At 56.3% G+C, this 15902-nt stretch carries 23 protein-coding genes and 1 pseudogene; 11 read left to right on the top strand and 13 right to left on the bottom strand.

The window, feature by feature from the left end; all coding sequences use genetic code 11:
• Positions 1-2 precede the first annotated feature (2 nt).
• Entirely contained in the window at positions 3-1337 is a 1335-nt protein-coding gene (locus CKW35_RS17700) for a sodium:proton antiporter (protein ID WP_028697818.1), read from the bottom strand.
• Between the two features lie 165 nt (positions 1338-1502).
• Between CKW35_RS17700 and CKW35_RS17695 the strand changes: the two genes are divergently transcribed.
• Positions 1503-1919 carry a low affinity iron permease family protein gene (locus CKW35_RS17695; protein ID WP_028697819.1) on the top strand — a complete coding sequence of 139 codons (417 nt, stop codon included), beginning with the start codon at positions 1503-1505 and terminating at the stop codon, positions 1917-1919.
• On the opposite strand, the gene CKW35_RS17690 is transcribed toward CKW35_RS17695, so the two are convergent.
• The 4 genes from CKW35_RS17690 to CKW35_RS17675 all read right to left on the bottom strand — a co-directional run bounded on the left by CKW35_RS17690 (position 1916) and on the right by CKW35_RS17675 (position 3598).
• Positions 1916-2353, bottom strand: a complete 438-nt coding sequence (locus tag CKW35_RS17690) for a response regulator (RefSeq protein WP_095116504.1) — start codon at positions 2351-2353, stop codon at positions 1916-1918. The two genes, CKW35_RS17695 and CKW35_RS17690, sit on opposite strands and share 4 nt — an antisense overlap.
• Before the next feature lie 83 nt (positions 2354-2436).
• Positions 2437-2871, bottom strand: a complete 435-nt coding sequence (locus CKW35_RS17685; RefSeq protein WP_028697821.1) for a DNA methylase — start codon at positions 2869-2871, stop codon at positions 2437-2439.
• Positions 2868-3092: a DUF2188 domain-containing protein gene (locus CKW35_RS17680; protein WP_028697822.1), complete on the bottom strand. Its 225-nt coding sequence runs from the start codon at positions 3090-3092 to the stop codon at positions 2868-2870. The genes CKW35_RS17685 and CKW35_RS17680 overlap by 4 nt, the downstream gene beginning before the upstream one ends.
• A gap of 212 nt (positions 3093-3304) precedes the next feature.
• Positions 3305-3598 (bottom strand): DUF6555 family protein, encoded by a 294-nt coding sequence (locus tag CKW35_RS17675; RefSeq protein ID WP_028697823.1) that lies wholly within the window; start codon positions 3596-3598, stop codon positions 3305-3307.
• A gap of 198 nt (positions 3599-3796) precedes the next feature.
• Here CKW35_RS17675 and CKW35_RS28620 point away from each other — a divergent pair.
• The 6 genes and pseudogenes from CKW35_RS28620 to CKW35_RS17645 form a co-directional block, all read left to right on the top strand.
• Positions 3797-4061: pseudogene (locus CKW35_RS28620) on the top strand (short-chain dehydrogenase); the annotation flags it as partial.
• Between the two features lie 291 nt (positions 4062-4352).
• The gene (locus CKW35_RS17665) at positions 4353-4892 is read left to right on the top strand and encodes a type 1 glutamine amidotransferase domain-containing protein (protein WP_028697825.1); all 540 of its coding nucleotides are present in this window, start codon (positions 4353-4355) and stop codon (positions 4890-4892) included.
• A gap of 252 nt (positions 4893-5144) precedes the next feature.
• A complete protein-coding gene (locus CKW35_RS17660; RefSeq protein WP_028697826.1) occupies positions 5145-6002 on the top strand; it encodes an SDR family oxidoreductase in 858 nt (285 codons plus the stop codon).
• Positions 6003-6369: 367 nt separating this feature from the next.
• The gene (locus CKW35_RS17655; protein WP_028697827.1) at positions 6370-6873 is read left to right on the top strand and encodes a CinA family protein; all 504 of its coding nucleotides are present in this window, start codon (positions 6370-6372) and stop codon (positions 6871-6873) included.
• A 65-nt stretch (positions 6874-6938) separates the two neighbouring features.
• Positions 6939-7391, top strand: a complete 453-nt coding sequence (locus CKW35_RS17650) for a hypothetical protein (protein ID WP_080693988.1) — start codon at positions 6939-6941, stop codon at positions 7389-7391.
• Between the two features lie 9 nt (positions 7392-7400).
• Positions 7401-7844: a DUF421 domain-containing protein gene (locus CKW35_RS17645; protein WP_028698529.1), complete on the top strand. Its 444-nt coding sequence runs from the start codon at positions 7401-7403 to the stop codon at positions 7842-7844.
• 35 nt (positions 7845-7879) lie between these two features.
• Here CKW35_RS17645 and CKW35_RS28015 read toward each other — a convergent pair whose 3' ends face one another.
• Positions 7880-8113, bottom strand: coding sequence for a hypothetical protein (locus tag CKW35_RS28015; protein ID WP_131812211.1), 234 nt, complete (start codon positions 8111-8113; stop codon positions 7880-7882).
• A gap of 248 nt (positions 8114-8361) precedes the next feature.
• On the opposite strand from CKW35_RS28015, the gene CKW35_RS17640 reads away from it, so the two are divergent.
• The 3 genes from CKW35_RS17640 (at position 8362) to CKW35_RS17630 (ending at position 10999) form a co-directional block, all read left to right on the top strand.
• Positions 8362-10116 (top strand): glycoside hydrolase family 15 protein, encoded by a 1755-nt coding sequence (locus CKW35_RS17640; protein WP_028698528.1) that lies wholly within the window; start codon positions 8362-8364, stop codon positions 10114-10116.
• Between the two features lie 91 nt (positions 10117-10207).
• A complete protein-coding gene (locus tag CKW35_RS17635) occupies positions 10208-10672 on the top strand; it encodes a hemerythrin domain-containing protein (protein ID WP_028697831.1) in 465 nt (154 codons plus the stop codon).
• Between the two features lie 78 nt (positions 10673-10750).
• A complete protein-coding gene (locus CKW35_RS17630) occupies positions 10751-10999 on the top strand; it encodes a hypothetical protein (protein ID WP_028698527.1) in 249 nt (82 codons plus the stop codon).
• A gap of 91 nt (positions 11000-11090) precedes the next feature.
• Here CKW35_RS17630 and CKW35_RS17625 read toward each other — a convergent pair whose 3' ends face one another.
• The 3 genes from CKW35_RS17625 to CKW35_RS17615 all read right to left on the bottom strand — a co-directional run bounded on the left by CKW35_RS17625 (position 11091) and on the right by CKW35_RS17615 (position 13185).
• On the bottom strand, positions 11091-12230 hold the full coding sequence (locus CKW35_RS17625; protein WP_028697833.1) for a glutathione-independent formaldehyde dehydrogenase: 1140 nt from the start codon (positions 12228-12230) through the stop codon (positions 11091-11093).
• A gap of 146 nt (positions 12231-12376) precedes the next feature.
• On the bottom strand, positions 12377-12595 hold the full coding sequence (locus tag CKW35_RS17620) for an ATP-binding protein (RefSeq protein ID WP_080693989.1): 219 nt from the start codon (positions 12593-12595) through the stop codon (positions 12377-12379).
• A 272-nt stretch (positions 12596-12867) separates the two neighbouring features.
• Positions 12868-13185 carry a hypothetical protein gene (locus tag CKW35_RS17615; protein ID WP_028697834.1) on the bottom strand — a complete coding sequence of 106 codons (318 nt, stop codon included), beginning with the start codon at positions 13183-13185 and terminating at the stop codon, positions 12868-12870.
• A gap of 188 nt (positions 13186-13373) precedes the next feature.
• Between CKW35_RS17615 and CKW35_RS17610 the strand changes: the two genes are divergently transcribed.
• Positions 13374-13667: a hypothetical protein gene (locus CKW35_RS17610; protein WP_042131946.1), complete on the top strand. Its 294-nt coding sequence runs from the start codon at positions 13374-13376 to the stop codon at positions 13665-13667.
• A 17-nt stretch (positions 13668-13684) separates the two neighbouring features.
• Here CKW35_RS17610 and CKW35_RS17605 read toward each other — a convergent pair whose 3' ends face one another.
• The 4 genes from CKW35_RS17605 to CKW35_RS17590 all read right to left on the bottom strand — a co-directional run bounded on the left by CKW35_RS17605 (position 13685) and on the right by CKW35_RS17590 (position 15730).
• Positions 13685-14080, bottom strand: coding sequence for a hypothetical protein (locus CKW35_RS17605; protein ID WP_042131944.1), 396 nt, complete (start codon positions 14078-14080; stop codon positions 13685-13687).
• A 62-nt stretch (positions 14081-14142) separates the two neighbouring features.
• Positions 14143-14871 (bottom strand): metallophosphoesterase family protein, encoded by a 729-nt coding sequence (locus tag CKW35_RS17600; protein ID WP_028697835.1) that lies wholly within the window; start codon positions 14869-14871, stop codon positions 14143-14145.
• 79 nt (positions 14872-14950) lie between these two features.
• Positions 14951-15346, bottom strand: coding sequence for a hypothetical protein (locus CKW35_RS17595; RefSeq protein ID WP_028698526.1), 396 nt, complete (start codon positions 15344-15346; stop codon positions 14951-14953).
• 3 nt (positions 15347-15349) lie between these two features.
• Positions 15350-15730: a hypothetical protein gene (locus CKW35_RS17590; protein WP_028698525.1), complete on the bottom strand. Its 381-nt coding sequence runs from the start codon at positions 15728-15730 to the stop codon at positions 15350-15352.
• Positions 15731-15902 lie beyond the last annotated feature (172 nt).

Raw genomic sequence — 15902 nt, 5'->3', positions numbered from 1 at the left:
GCCTACCCCTTCCATGCTTCGTATTTGGCTAGCAGCGGTTGAACGCTCAATCCATGTAGCAGAATGCTCAACGCCACCACCGACAAAACCAAGCTAATGCTCTGTGCGGCCAAGGTGGGAAGCAGCCCATGATTGAGGGCATAGAACAGGTAGTAGAAGCTGCCGATACCTCGGATGCCAAACCACCCCAGAAGCCCGCGCTGACGGATATCCAGCATTCCCCGAGCCGGGAAAAGCAGAATGCTGACGGGGCGAATGACAAAGAACAAGGCGCCGGCTACCAGCACTGCCCGCCAGTCCCAATGTTCAATGAGCACTACCCCGAGCATGGTGACGAGAAACACTTCCAGTGCCCGCTCGATCAAGCTACCGAATGCCAGCATGTCCCCCAACATTATCCCCGCTGCCACCTGTGAGTCATCGAGCCCTTCCACATCACCTTTGACGGCCAGCTCCGGCGCGACATGCTGGTGTCCTACCACAGGCTGTACTAGATGCTCGGCAGCTGGATCCTCGGGGCTATTTGAGGTGTGAACCTCCGCCTGGCGCAAACCGAGGCCCGCAGCGAACACCGCGAGAAACCCATAGGCCTGAATAGTCTCGGCGCTCACATAAGCCAGCGCGATCAGGGCAAGGGCGAGATAGTCGTTGGGCGACACGGTGCTGTCGTCGTTGCGCAAACGCAAGAAAAGCGTGAGTTTGCCCAAGCCACGCCCCATCCAATAGCCCAGCAGCAGACCTGCAGTGACTGCCCACAGCATGTCCTTGAGGAGCCAGCTAGAGAACCAGGCTTGCCCGGTATCCTGTTGCAGGAACAGGCCGAGGATGACGAAGGGAAAAGCCACTCCATCGTTGAGCCCTGCCTCACCGGACAGGCTGAAACGGACAGGATCATCGTCCTGGGCATCAACCACCTGTACCAGGGTTGCCAGCACCGGGTCTGTGGGTGCCAGGATAGCTCCAATCAGAACGGACACTCCCCACCCCAGGTGGAGGCCGTAATGCAGCACCAGCGTTACCCCACCGATGCAGAGCAACATCACCGGCCCCGCCAGATAGAAAGCGCTCAACCAGCTGCGGTTGTGCAAGGGCAAGCGCAACTTCAGGCCACTGAAGAACAGCGAAAACAACACCGCGACTTCGGTGAGGTGCTCCATCCAGCCACTCGACTTGCTCAAGTCGAGCTGTAGGAAACCCAGGCCCGATGTTCCCAGAGCCATACCTAAGCCAAGGCACACAACGGACGTTGTAACTGGAATCCAGCGCAGGTACGAGGATGAAAGCGAGAGTAGCAGGAGCACTGCACCCAGCATGGCGAACCAGACGATGAAGGTCATCTGCGCAGAAGCCTTGGGAGAATTTTCGATTATTTTTTGACTTTCTGGCTAAACACGTCGTTCCGCTGCACTTACTACGTTCGTCCATCATCACGGCGAAATGTAAAAAAAGATTTCAGCGCTCCTCTGCTGTCAAAACCGATAGGTCGCATTGGAGTTATCGTCATGAAATTCGCCCAGTTCTGCCAATCGCTCGCTAACCACGCCGGTAAACCGAGTACCTTCTTGATCGCCGTGGTACTAATTGCCACATGGGCTGCATCCGGGCCCTGGTTTCACTACAACGACACCTGGCAACTCATCGTTAATACGTCGACCACCATCATCACATTCCTGATGGTTTTCCTGATTCAGAATACCCAGAACCGGGACAACGACATCATCCACGTGAAGCTCGACGAGCTTATCCGTGCTACAAAATCCGCAGAGCAGTCGGTGCTCGATCTTGAAGCACTCGACAATCGAGAAATCCATAAACTTCGCAAGGAATATCAGGCGATGGGCAGCCACTGCGAGACGCCCCACCAAATGTCTAGCGAGCAGCGGGCGGACGATGCAGATCGAGACAACCTGCAGCGCTAAAGAGCGTTATGGTCGGACGATGCGGGCAGAGCTGGCGGAACACTTGCAGAGCTGAGCACCTGGTTAATAGCTTCAGCGAGCTCGTCAATTGACCATGGTTTGAACAGGTAAGTGACAGGTGGGGTGACCTGCGATGGATCAAGCTGATAGCCCGAGGTGAGAATGGCTGGTAATCTTGGCCACCTTTCGTGGGCCATGGAGATGAACTCCATGCCTTTGATGCTTCCAGGAACACCGTGATCGGCGACGATCAACGAGCAGTCGCTCCCAAGTCCCATCAAGTGAATCAAAGCGTCTTCGGCGTTATCGAAGGCATCGCAGGCGGCGCCCAACTCGATTAGGATCTCCACCAGCAGGGTCTGAAGCGTTGGATCATCTTCCACGACAACTACTGTCTTCCCTGATAGCGATAAACTCTCGATGTCAAGCTTCATCACCCTCTCCAGTCCATAATTGATTCTTTGAGTGTTCCACTCATCTGGACGCGCGTCGATGGAGGCCAATCGCCGTCATCCGCTCAATGGCCTTCCGACACTGACAAATAGCCAAGCGCCTCTCGCATGAAAATCTCCACCGTCTTAGGGCCTATACCCTCGAAGCTTAGCAGCCAGCGCTTGAAGTTCTCACAACCTGGATCGTCCCGCAGCGCCTCAAGTTGAACACCCAATTCCGCGTCTACCTTCTTACCAAGGGCATGCAATCGTCGGGCAGTGGATTCATCGTATCGCGCATACCCAGCCTGCCCGAGCAGCCTCACAAGGGTCGCATGTGTGGCCTGCGCAAGCTTTTGCGGCGTATCAAGCCCCTGCTGATCGACAAGTATCCGGTACGCCCTCAAGGCGACAGTAGATCGTATGCGCTTGCCCATGAGAAAGCTGGCCATCAACCACCTGAACACACCCCCGACATCCGTGACTTCGATGCCGAGATCACAGGCATTTACGGTCTTCAACCTTTACTACGGCGCGGGTCAGCAGATCGTGGGTAGGTGCGCTCCTCTTCGATAGTGCCATCCGCCTTATGGATCTTCACCGATGCCGTCTTGCCATCAAAGAAATCTGCGAGGGCGCTGACCAATTCATGCTTAGTCGCCGCTCGCTTGGAGGCGCGTTCAGCACCGGCTTTCTTCAATTCCCATCCATTTGCTGTAGGGCTGAGGTGGTAATTGTCCATCGTGTGCTCCTCCTGGCTCATATGGGTTGGCCGTCATCCTCAATGTCTTCCTCTGCCTCGGCTGCTTCAGTGGCATCAGCGTCATTCAAAGGAGGCGACGTGGGCTTTTCCGGATCGTTAATGAAAGGTAAGTCGCTTGGGCCTTTCTCTTCAGAGCCTTCGGTTTTAGGCTGCATAGCAACATCTCCAAAAAAGTGGCCGGCCTCAGGGGTTCAGGCACCTTCTCCAGCACCTGAAAATTTGCCGACATCGATAGGTTGGGGAATGAATTCAGGGCCATTGCCGGCAAGTCGCCACTTCACGTTCGCGATGCCATAGCCCTCTGCCATTGGACGACTGACCAGCTTGATGTTCTGCTGACTGAATCGCGGGATGATGCCAACACCGGCATCGCAACTAGCCCAGTGCCAGGCCACGGGATCGTCCATTTTTTCCAAGCGAATAATGAACGCCCGGCTCTCGCCATGGAGTGTGTAATCGATAACAAATAATTGCTGCCCAGGCACGTGAGTATCTCCCTTTGACCCAAATTTACAGAGGGGGATGTACGCGTAAAAATTCAATTGAAAAGTCAGACGGCAGACCCTGCGCTCAACCACCGGCCACCCACCAACAGATTGGACTGAAGTCCATTGGTCATCCCTTAGGAACACGTACTGCCTCGGCAACCTCCATGGCTATACCAGCATACGGAGGTCGTGGTCATGATTGATCCAACAACAGGCATGAAGGCGGGTGAGCGTTACTCCGTGGAGAACGTCGAACGCGCTCACCAGTTTCCAGGCTTCTTCCTCGATGGAAAATACTACCTCGGCCCCGAGTTACTCACAGCCGTTGGCTGGCTGGAGGGCAAGCGCTTCATTTACGACAACCTCGATGCTGCAGGCGAACCGGTTTTTCCAGGTCGCGCAGCGGGAGACATTGAAAACCTGACACTGACCCTGGTGGACGGCACAGCGTTGAAGCTGAACCAATTGGACGTCAGCGCCACGGCTGAGGAGGTTGAGCCCGTCGCTCAGTCCAGTCCGGACACACCATTGAACCGCAGTTCCGACGCACTGGAGTCCTCCGAGAATCTGTCCACGCCAACAGGTAGGCCGGGAAGCATGGACGGCATCGGCCTAACCCCTAAAGACAAGATACCGCTGTTGCTAAGTGCGGCAGTCATCGGTCTGCTCGCGGGACTTCTCATCGCTCATGCCCAACGTCGACGCCGTTGAGGCCTCCCCTGTCAGCTTTATCGAAAATGGAGATTCAAAGATGAGTACACAACTGAGTGGCAAGCGCGTTGCCTTCCTGGTGACTGATGGTTTTGAACAAGTCGAGTTAACAGGGCCTCGTGAGGCCTTGGAGAAAGCTGGTGCGGTGATCGACATCCTCGCTGATAAGGAAGGCACTGTGCGTGGTTGGAATCACGACAAGCCCGCCGACGAGTTTGCCGTGGATGCAACCTTCGAAGGTGCCCAACTCGATCTCTATGATGCCCTCGTGCTGCCCGGCGGCGTTCAGAACTCCGACACGATTCGCTTGATCCCCGGTGCGCAGAACCTGGTGAAGAGCCACGACGCGGCTGGCAAGCCGCTGGCCGTCATCTGCCACGGAGGCTGGCTCCTGGTGTCCAGTGGCTTGGCCAAAGGCAAGCGGATGACAAGCTACAAGACATTGCAGGACGACATTCGCAATGCGGGCGGCAATTGGGTGGATGAGCAGGTTGTAGTGGACGGCAACCTGATCACCAGCCGCCAGCCAGACGATATTCCGGCTTTCAACGAACAGTTGATCAAAGCGCTGGCAGGCTGAGTCCAGCTTTCTGCTTCGCGCCCTCCGGTGATGCCTCAGGCACCTGGAGGGCGCGGGTCACGCCAGCTGGATGTAGTGGAGCCTCACACAGAAAGCGCGACACGGGTCAGCGGTAGAGCCGACCAATTCCCGATAATTCAATGGAGATAGAAGGAGTGACCGCCCGTCGTTCAAACCCTGAATTCATCTCAACGTCGGCCCTTAGCTCCGTTCGAACGATAACAAGCGTTCTCAACTGCAGGAGCTTCCACCATGCGAGACTTCCCTACCCCGCCCTTCCCTTCACAGCCTCAAAATGTCCCCGGCTCACAGCGCAAGATGGAGCCCTACCCGGATTGTGGTGAGCAATCGTATACCGGCCACAATCGACTCGAAGGCAAGATTGCACTCATCACCGGAGCAGACAGCGGCATCGGGCGGGCAGTAGCGATTGCCTATGCCCGTGAAGGAGCCGACGTCGCCATCGCTTATCTGAATGAGCATGAAGACGCCCAAGAAACCGCGCGCTGGGTTGAGTCCGCAGGCCGTCAATGCCTGCTGTTGCCCGGAGACCTGGCGCAGAAACAGCACTGCTACGACATCGTCGAAAAGACCGTTAGCCAGTTCGGGCGCATCGACATCCTGGTCAACAACGCGGCGTTCCAGATGTCCCACGAGACCTTGGAAGAAATCGACGATGACGAATGGGTGAAGACCTTCGATACCAACATCACCGCGATCTTCAGGATTTGCCAGGCGGCTCTGCCTTCCATGCCCAAGGGAAGCTCGATCATCAATACGAGCTCGGTCAATTCCGACGATCCATCCCCCAGCCTGCTGGCCTATGCCACGACCAAGGGAGCCATTGCCAACTTCACTGCTGGCTTGGCTCAGTTGCTAGCCAAGAAAGGCATCAGGGTCAACAGCGTCGCGCCAGGCCCTATTTGGACGCCTTTGATTCCGGCAACCATGCCGGACGAGGCCGTCAAGAACTTCGGTTCCAGCTACCCGATGGGGCGCCCGGGGCAGCCGGTCGAAGTCGCGCCGATCTACGTGCTGCTGGGCTCCGACGAGGCCAGCTACATCAGTGGCTCACGTTACGCAGTGACTGGCGGTAAACCGATCCTTTAGCGAAAAGAGGCTCGCCGAGTTGGCGAGCCTCAAACCCTTTTCGTGGGCAGTTTCAGCGTTTTTGCTGATCGTGATCACGGGCCGTTTTTTGCGCCGTGGAGTCGTGGGCTGTCCCCGTTGATCCGTCCGGACGATGAGCATCGTTGTCTCGCTCCTCTTCCCCATGCGGCCTCGTCTGCGCACCTGCATTTTGCCTATCGCTCTCATTCTTCATCTTGCTCTCCTACCCTTGTCTTTGAATAAAAGAAGCCAATGTACGAGGCAAAGTTCAGGTCAGGTTCACTCCCCGAGATAGCCGGGCATTAGATGCGATGAACCAAATACCCCAGCATCGCGTCCACCGCAAAACAAGCGAGTCGATTCTGAAATGGAAAACGACCCTGTACTGGCCGCTCTCGGCTATCTCAAAAACAACAAACTGATTTTGAGCACAGCAGAATCGTGCACTGCGGGCTGCCTTGTGGCTTTGTTGGCGGCGGTACCGGGTACCGGCGAGGTGCTGGAAAGCGGCTATGTCGTCTACTCGCCCAGCGCCAAGAAGCGCTTGCTGGGCGTCAGCGCCGAAACCATCGAACGATATGGCCTGACCAGCGAAGCAGTAGCCTGGGAAATGGCCTTGGGCGCCTTGAGAGACAGCGATGCGAACGTGGTGATCGCCACCACCGGGGTAGCCGGGCCGGCACCCGAATCCGGGATACCACCGGGGACGATGTGCTTTGCGTGGGCTTTCGCCGGCGAGCCAATTGCCGTTTTCACGCGCACTCAGCGTTTCTTCGGCGAGCGGTCTGAAGTGATGCGCCAAGGCGCCGTTTTCGGGTTGACCCGGCTTTCCCACTATCACCAGCGCTGGTTACGCGGCGAGCGCGCCTGAGGGCTGTGATCATGTCGGAAGATGAACTGCTATCCAGGCGTCACCCTGTTCATGAAGATATACCGATGCAGCAGCGCGTCTGGCGCTTCGAGCGCGTGGGCTGGTACGTGCTCGTGGCCATCGTATTGCTTGCCTTGGCAGGCCTGTTCGGTAATGGCCCGTTGAGCGATGCCGAGGTGGTGAGCCAGGATGGCCGGGTACGGGTTGAGTACCAGCGCCTCAGCCGAAGCGGCACGACAGACAGTCTATTCATCACCGTTCAGGGTATCCCTGGTCAGCCGGTGGAAGTGCAAATCGAGGGATCATTGCTCCGTGACGCCAGTATCGAGACGTTGCAACCGGAGCCACAACAGTCGATGTCGCATGGCCAGGCCCTGCTGTTCCAATTGGGTACTAAAGAAGATGGGGTCGCCACCTTGTACTTGACCCTTCGAAGTGAGCACGTAGGCACTCTGGAGGGCAGCGTCAGGGCTGGCCCTGAAAGCGCCGTTCACTTCTCCACATTTCTTTACCCCTAGGAGTGCGTCATGGATTCGATCCTCCGCGCAGCCGGAATGTATGTCGCCCTCATGCTGCTGTTTCGCGTGGCCGGGCGGCGCTCGCTGGCCGATTTGACGACCTTCGACTTCGTGTTGTTGCTGATCATCGGGGAAGCCACCCAGCAGGCGCTTCTGGGTGACGATTTTTCATTCACCAATGCCACGCTGGTGATCGCCACGCTGATCGTACTGGACGTCGGCCTTTCACTAGCAAAGCTGAACTCCAAGCCCTTGGCCCGACTTCTGGACGGGCACGCTACCCTGGTTGTTGAGAATGGGCGCTTTCTGCATCACCGCATGCGTCGGGCACGACTCACGGAGGACGATATCCTCGAGTCAGCACGAGACAGCCAAGGCATCGAAAAAATTGAGCAAGTGAAGTTCGCTATCGTCGAACGCAATGGAAAGATTTCAATCATTCCTGCCGAGTAAGACAACAGGCTGTCAGTGGTAGAACCCATGTCCGTTTAGAGTGCCAATATCGCCTGGCTATGGTCGATGGTAGGGATGGGCATCAGTTCGCGCCGAGATACCAGCCAGGCCCGCATCCGCTCGGTATCAAAAATCTGACCCTCTTCCATCATCACCAGAATGAGCGTTTGGGACATTCGGTAACAGCCGCATTGAGAACAGTGTCGCTCTTCCCAGCCACCGGTGCATTCAACGGACTCAGCTTGCCCCGCGCAAATCAGACAACTCATGTAAGCCCCCTTTTGTTCTTGTTCCCTGCAGGGTAAATGCGAGGCAACGAAGCTCCCTTGTGTCTCGCTTTACATGAGATATCCATGCCAATTCTAAATTCCCTCTATTTACGCAGCGCTCACATAAGACGAACCAGACGCCAGATAGCCCTGTCGGAATGAGAACACGTGATCTCGAAGGCATGCTGATGGAAAGAGAACCGGTAGAAGCTCAACAGGGTGCACCTCAACGAGATGAGGGTGGATGGTTGCCCTTGGAGCAGTATGGTGCGCTCGGCGATGGGCGTTCCGTGGCACTGATTGGCCTGGACGGTTCCATCGACTGGTGGTGTGTGCCGCACATGGATTCACCACCCCTATTCGACAAGCTGCTGGCCCCTGAAACAGGAGGCTTCTTTTCCATTACCCCTAGCGAGCCGTTCGTTGCTGAGCGCCGCTACTTAGCAGACAGCAACGTCCTTGAGACAATTTTCATCACCACTCAGGGTCGTGCCCGGCTGACGGAATCCTTGAACAGCGGGCCAGCCGGACGCCTGCCTTGGGCCGAACTCGCCAGGCGCATTGAGTGTGTCGAGGGTGCGGTCGATTTCGAGTTAGCCATCGACTTCGGAACCCAAGCCGACACGGTAAGCCCCTACGTGGCGCCGAATGACAATGCCTGCGTTTTTCATGCGGGGCGAATACTCGGCATGTTCCTGCACGACCATCATGTGCACATCGAACGCAAAGACGACATGGGCGTCCGTGCTGTCCTTAGCCTTGCAGCTGGACAACGCTCAGTGGTTGCAATTATCGCAGGGCGTGATGAGCCCCTGGTGGCACCGCCGTTGGCCCTGATCGATGAACGCATCGACGGCTCGCACCGGGAGTGGTGCCAATGGTCGAAGGGACTGGTCTACGACGGCCCGTACCAGACTCAGGTCATCCGAAATGCGCTGGCCCTCAAGCTTCTGCTGTCCTCTCCAAGTGGCTCGATCATGGCGGCAGCGACTTCGTCCCTTCCCGAACGGATTGGCGGCTGCAAGAACTACGACTACCGGTTCGCCTGGATACGCGATGCCGGCTACACCATCGAGGCGTTTCTGGGCATCGGCGCACAGCCAGAGGCTAAGGCTGCATTCACCTGGCTACTGCGCCGGTTGGATGAACATGGGCCACGGGTGTTCTATACCCTGGACGGTGCAATCGGTGATTGCGTGCGCCCGGTCGATCTGCCTGGCTACAAGAACTCCCCTCCAGTCGTCGGCAATGATGCCCGCGACCAGCTCCAACACGGTGTGTTCGGCGATATCTTCGAAACAGCGCGCTGCTTCATCGACAGCGGCAACATTCTTGATTCCCCGAGCGCCATGCTCCTCTCAGGCCTTGCCGACCAGTGCGCCGACTGTTGGCGTCAGCAGGATGCCGGTATCTGGGAGTTGCCGGAAAAACAGCACTACACGATGTCCAAGGTCAGTTGCTGGCAAGCCTTGAGCCGGGCCATCGAACTGGCAGATGGCGGCCACCTTCCCACCACCTGCCGTGAACGCTGGGATCGCGAGCGACAGCGCATCCAACAATGGATCGAGGCGCACTGCTGGAGCGAAGAACGCCAGGCTTACCTGTTCTATCCAGACAGCGACCGACTGGACGCTTCACTGGCACTGGCCGTCAGGTTCGGCTACCCAAGCAAGGAACGTATGCGCAGCACGCTGGAAGCAATTGATCATGATCTAGGGGCCGGCGCTTTCCATTATCGCTGCACCGATGCACAGGAAGAGGAAGGTTGCTTCTTAGCCTGCACATTCTGGTTAATCGAAGCCTGGGCCATTCTGGGTAACCAGGAACGCGCCGAAGCCGCCTATGCAGACGCTTTGAAAGGGCTATCACATGGAGTAGGCATCTACTCGGAGATGGTCGATCCGCAGACGGGGCAGTATCTGGGCAACCTTCCGCAGGGCTTGACTCACCTGGCAGCCCTCAGAGCTGCGATGGCCATCAGTGGTTGCCATCCTGAACGGTGACGCCAGACATCATCTCCATTGAACCGTGTCGTTTGGCGGGGACTCAACCAGAGGCAAGTTCTTACATCCCATCCGTGATGAGGTAACGCCAATGAACGCTATCGACTTGCTGATTCAAGACCACAAGCTGGTGAAGAAGCTACTCGAAGAATTGTCGACCACCACCGAGCGAGCGGTGAAGAAACGGGCCGAGTTACTCCACAGGATCGAGCAGGAACTGCAGATTCACACCGCGCTCGAAGAAGAAATTCTTTATCCGGCCATCAAGGAAGCGGGAGGCAAGGAAGAAGCGAAGATGTACTACGAGGCCAAGGAGGAGCACCGGACTGTCGATTCGCTCGTCCTACCCGACCTGCTGCATACCGAAACTGGCACCGTCGAATTCGCCGGGCGGGTCAAGGTCATGAAAGAGCTGTTGGAGCATCACATCGCGGAAGAAGAAGGCGAGCTGTTCCCCACGGCGAAGAAGCTGCTCAGCAAGGACACCCTCGAGGAGCTGGGGCGAACGATGGAAATGCAGAAAAAGATGCTCAAGGGCGAGCAGCGAGCGGCTTAGTCGAGCGATCACCTGCCAGCGCTCAGGACGCTGGCAGGTGATCAGCTTCAGATACCCCATCATCAGTTGGAAGGTTTCATGGAATATTGGATTGGATTACTTGAATGGCCCGCCATGGTGATGACCGTACTGGCAGCCTGGTGCATTGGTTCGCGTCGTCCGGGTAGAAGGAAGATAGGATTTTGCTGCTTCATCGCAAGCAACGTGCTGTGGGCTGTGTGGGGCTGGCAAGCACATGCCTGGGCTCTGATCATCCTGCAGTTCTGTCTCTGCGCCATGAATCTGCGAGGGTGGCGCAAGAACACGCAACTGGAAATTGCCGGGTGATAACGCACTGACAAGCCGGTAAAGGTTGCTTCTAAAATATACAGGTTGCACTCCTCACCACGCTTCCGTCCCTGGAAGCAGTGAGAGCAGATCAGGCCGCAGGCTTGAGCACCACTTTCGTCCAGCCATCATCCCGCGCATCAAAGTGCTTGTAGGCATCTGGGCCTTCGGCCAGTTTCAAACGATGGGAAATGATCTGCGAGGGCTTGGCGCGCCCATGATGGATGAGCTCTGCCAGGCGGCGATTATAGGCCTTCACATTCGCCTGGCCTGTCCGGATCTGTTGGCCCTTGAACCAGAACGCACCGAAGTCGAAGGCCATCTTGCCCTGCTTCGCCAGTTCGTTTTTCGCTCCAGGATCCTCTGGCACGAACACTCCAACCACGCCTATGCCACCAGTGGCCTTGGTTGAAGCGACCAAGTTGTTCATGGTGAGGTAGTTCGCTTCATGGCCATGCTTGTCGCAGCACTGGTAACCGACGCACTCACAGCCTCTGTCGGTGCCTTTGCCGTGAGTAAGGTTCATAATCTCTTCCACGGCCTTCTGCTCGACTGCATTGATAGGGGTTGCGCCAAGCTGCGCGGCGAGTTGCAGGCGATCCGGTTGGTTGTCGATGACAAACACCTGGGACGCGCCTTTGATGATTGCCGAATGGGCCGCCATCAGGCCGACAGGCCCTGCGCCGTAAATCGCAATGCTTTCACCCGGCAGCAAACCGGCAAGCTCTGTTGCATGCCAGCCTGTAGGGAAGATATCCGAGAGCATGACATAGTCATCCTCACGCTCCTGGGCATCTTCCGGCAGCACCAGGCAGTTGAAATCCGCATAGGGCACACGCAGCAGCTCGGCCTGCCCGCCCTGATACGGGCCCATCTCGGCAAAACCGTAAGCCGCGCCCGCAGCACCAGGATTCGCTGTAAGGCAGAATCCAGTGAGGCCTTTCTCACAGTTCTCACAGAACCCGCAGCCGATATTGAAAGGTAGACAGACTCGGTCACCGACTTTGACCCGGTCGACCCCTGCCCCTACCTCGATTACCTCACCGAGATTTTCGTGACCAAAAACTCTCCCGGCTTCGAACGAGGTTCGGCCCTCGTACATGTGCAAATCAGAACCGCAGATGTTGGTCGTGGTAATGCGTACCAGCACGTCCATAGGCTTTTCGATTTTCGCGTCCGGTACATCCTTGACCGAGACGTCACGTGGGCCGTTGTACACGATTGCTTTCATGCTGAACTCCCGATCGTCAGGGGCTACAGAAATGCGCCCTACTCTGTTCAGGTGAATGCAGCGTCAGTACGTTCAGCATGTTGATGGTAGAGGCAGACCGGTGGCGCTAAATGCTGTCGCTCCCACCGGAGCAGGGATCGCGTGGACTATGAGGTTGGAAGCGAGAATCGGAACACACTGCCATACTGCACACTGGATTCGACATCGATGGCACCACCATGTCGGGCAACAATTTCACCGACGATGAACAGGCCAAGGCCCAATCCCCCTGACGCTGCATGGTGCTCCGAAGTCAAACGCGAATAGAGGGTCTGGCCACGCCAGTCATCCCCAACGATAAACCGCGCTAGGTATGAGGGTCGCATTTTCGCGAAGCGGCTTAGCAAGCAGAGTGCGCAGAGTGCTCAAGCTAAGACTCCATTGACTGCATTTTTAGAGGAGCTCCGCATCCCCTTGAGATGTGAGGCTCACCGCGCATTTTCCGTAAAACCACTGCTGGAGCAGTGCAGTACGCAGCCGTGTGGAGCCAAAAGGCGGAGCGCAAGCATGACAACGGGTTCAGAATTACGGAAAATTATTCTAGGGCAATAATTATTGGTATTCCATAATTTGCCCTAAAACGAGATCGAGCAAACGGTCATGTATCTTCGCAACCACCATCTGAGATAGGTGTTCTGATCCGACCGTAGGTGTCATCACCTAAAATCGCGTCGCCTTCCTGATCAAACATCACAGCGAGCCACCGCGCCCTCTTCATCTCAGCTATTTGAGAGAAAAAGCAGCCTTCGCAGAGGTGAAGCTCGTACTCTTGGCCGCAATGCGCTGAGCCTTTGCCCCATGCCGCATGCATCGTTCCGTACTGGGGCTCACCTTCGCCATCTCGCGTAGACATACCGCAGACATCGCATACCACGTCGACAACTACATCGGACTCACCTGCTTGTGTGACCTTCATTCTGAGCCTCCGTCACCATCTGCCATCATGAGTCGCACCTTCCCGATCTCAACCCATCCAGACTCCCCAACCTAATGCTCCACAGCTTTAAGCCAGGCACGGGTCGCCAGGCCCTGGCGGAGCAGTAACAGGCGATTGAGTGTACGCATGATAAAATCGCTCCAGATTTAATCTGTGGAGCTTCCCGCTTGAGCACGCAACCTGCTACCGGCTACTACGATTCACTGCTTCACGCTCCTACTTTCTCCAGCGACCCTGCCGGCAAACGCCAAGCCGAGCGTTGGAAACGCCTGGTGGATGACATTCACAAATCCACGACAGAGCAAGACCTGCGTGAGGCCCGAGGGAAGGCGGAGGGTTACATCATCGGCCTAATGGAAAGTGGTCATCTACCACCAGATGGCGAACGCGACTACGTGATTCTTAGCTCGATTCATCGCCGTCAGGATTTTTTGCGTACACTCCTCGCGACGCTCACCTGATCCGCATAATCGACCTTTCAGGCGCCCGCAAAGGCGCCTGGCTCGCTCGTTGGCGAAGCGTCAGGTTGGTCTGCGCTTGTAATGAATGCTCGAAGACTCTTCCGGCCCGCTCCGCGCTTGAATGAAGTCAGAACAAAATTTCCTGCCTTTGTATCAACCACCCAGAAGCGCCCTACCCTTTTCAACGAGAAGATCGGCGTGGTCGTAAGCAAATATGCCCCTGTGCGCTTCTCAATAAGCCCTGGAACGATCTGACCAACCACGACCCCCACTGCGCAATCGTTCAAAATTTCGACGTCGCTCAGATAGGCAGTGATCGGCACAGAATACTGCTGACCCATCGCTTGTATGATGCGCGTGAGCTGAAAAATCGATGGTTCTTCACCTGGGTACCTGACGATCTCATCTGTCATGTGTTCATGCGCTCCTGCGTCCAATTCAATACCCCTCTGAGAGGTTTCGCTCCTAGAGGTGCTTAGATTTCAATGATGAAGTCCGGTACAAAGCCGGTCTTTTCACCTGGATACCCTCTGGGGTTCGATATGAGCCGACATCCCGAAACGATCGTGTCGACCGCGTAATGGGTATGGCCGAAGATCCAGGCATCAGCCTGCGAAACTAGGTCACCCCACTGGTTGAAGTACGCAGCACCGAGGTGGCCCTCATGAGCATCACCAGCGACCGCTTCAATCGGGCAATGATGCGTGACGACGACCGTCTTGCCACCGAAGTCCTTAGCCAACTCCGTAGCCAGAAAGTCCCGCGCACAAATGTTGCGAGCGATGAGATCGACAGGGCGAAGCTTCCTAAAGCCCTCGCCGATTCGGATCTGCGTGAAGTCGCTCATCCACTCCCAGCACAACGACATCGCTACGCGGTAATCCCCTGTGGACGTAAAATCTGTCCACCCCGTCGCCGCTAAAAATCTCACATCACCAACGATCAGTGTATGGTTATCCAGAACATGAACATGCCCAGCTGCCGCCTGTTGCATCTTCGTCAGCGTTCGGTCTAAGTGCCCCCGGTAGAACTCGTGATTCCCAGGGACGTAGATCACTGGACAGTCGAACGCCGCGTTTGCCCACTCGACCCCTTGACCGCGCACAGAGATGTCACCCGCGAGCACGACCAGCTCGACGTCCAGCATAGGTGGCACGAACTCGGAGAACTCGTTGTGTAGGTCGGAGTAAACCGCAATCTTCATACCTCGCTCCATGATACAAGGGCTGGGTCGCTAATCCCGGGCCCGTCCGACGGACGCCCGGGCTTCAAGAACTGGGTCATCACGGACGAAATGACAGAACCATCTCGAGCGAGGCTTGCTTCTTGTATCCGTCGCCGATAAGCAGATAGACGGTGTTGCGAGTCTCAAAAATCCAAGGATGCTCATGCGAGATCGCGTACGTAGATCTCACCCAGCAACCAGGTACGAACCGTCCACGGCTGTCGTATATGACCTCATGAGCGAGCACAATCATCGGCGCGATCCCGTCCGGCAACGGCTCAACCTCATTCGCGGGAATCTCAACGATGATCCAACGCTTCACCAAGCAAAACGCTTTTCCTGGAAAGCGCTGCTCTGCTGCTTGAACCAGCTCTCCTCTATCGTCAGCCCAACCATGGACAACCTCGCCGCCGCCGTAAAGAAACTCTGTAACCTCATCCAACGTGACCGCCATGAATCAACCTCTCGCGCTCGAGTAGACGTGTCCTTCAGACGTGACAAATTCGTAAACCGGGGTCGGCTGGGTACCATCCTTGATCCGAATCTCGGAAAGCAGCTTCATCGAAAACTCGGATTGATTGGTCATCGCCGGTGGAGCAAGCAAATGAACTCGATTGACACTCAGGAAATCCACCGCATCCCCTTTGCACAGGGAGTCAACCACCTCAACGCTCGACACCAAACGCACAGACGGGCCTAGGCATCCATTCACGAAGCCACTTCCTTCAACGACAAAGTAATAGCAATCGGGATTGAGACTTGCTGAATCCCAAAACAGATTCAGGCTGTCCAGAGCTAAAAACTGCCCTCGGAGTTTGGTTCTTTGGGTGACCAGCACAACACACTCCACCTATCAATCGGGGCAACTAGCTAGCACTTCGCCCAGAAACGATTCATATAAATTGACAACTTTGCGCCCAGCAGTAAATGTCCATGCAGAACGCAAGTCATCTGTGGGAGCTAGTGAGACCACCATACCACCATTCCACATTCACTGCCTATAGTACGTG

The sequence above is a fragment of the Pseudomonas sp. Irchel 3F3 genome (assembly GCF_900187545.1).
GTDB classification, from domain to species: domain Bacteria; phylum Pseudomonadota; class Gammaproteobacteria; order Pseudomonadales; family Pseudomonadaceae; genus Aquipseudomonas; species Aquipseudomonas fortuita.
Note: the sequence above shows the minus strand (reverse complement) of the source record. Positions and strands in the feature narration are given on the sequence as shown.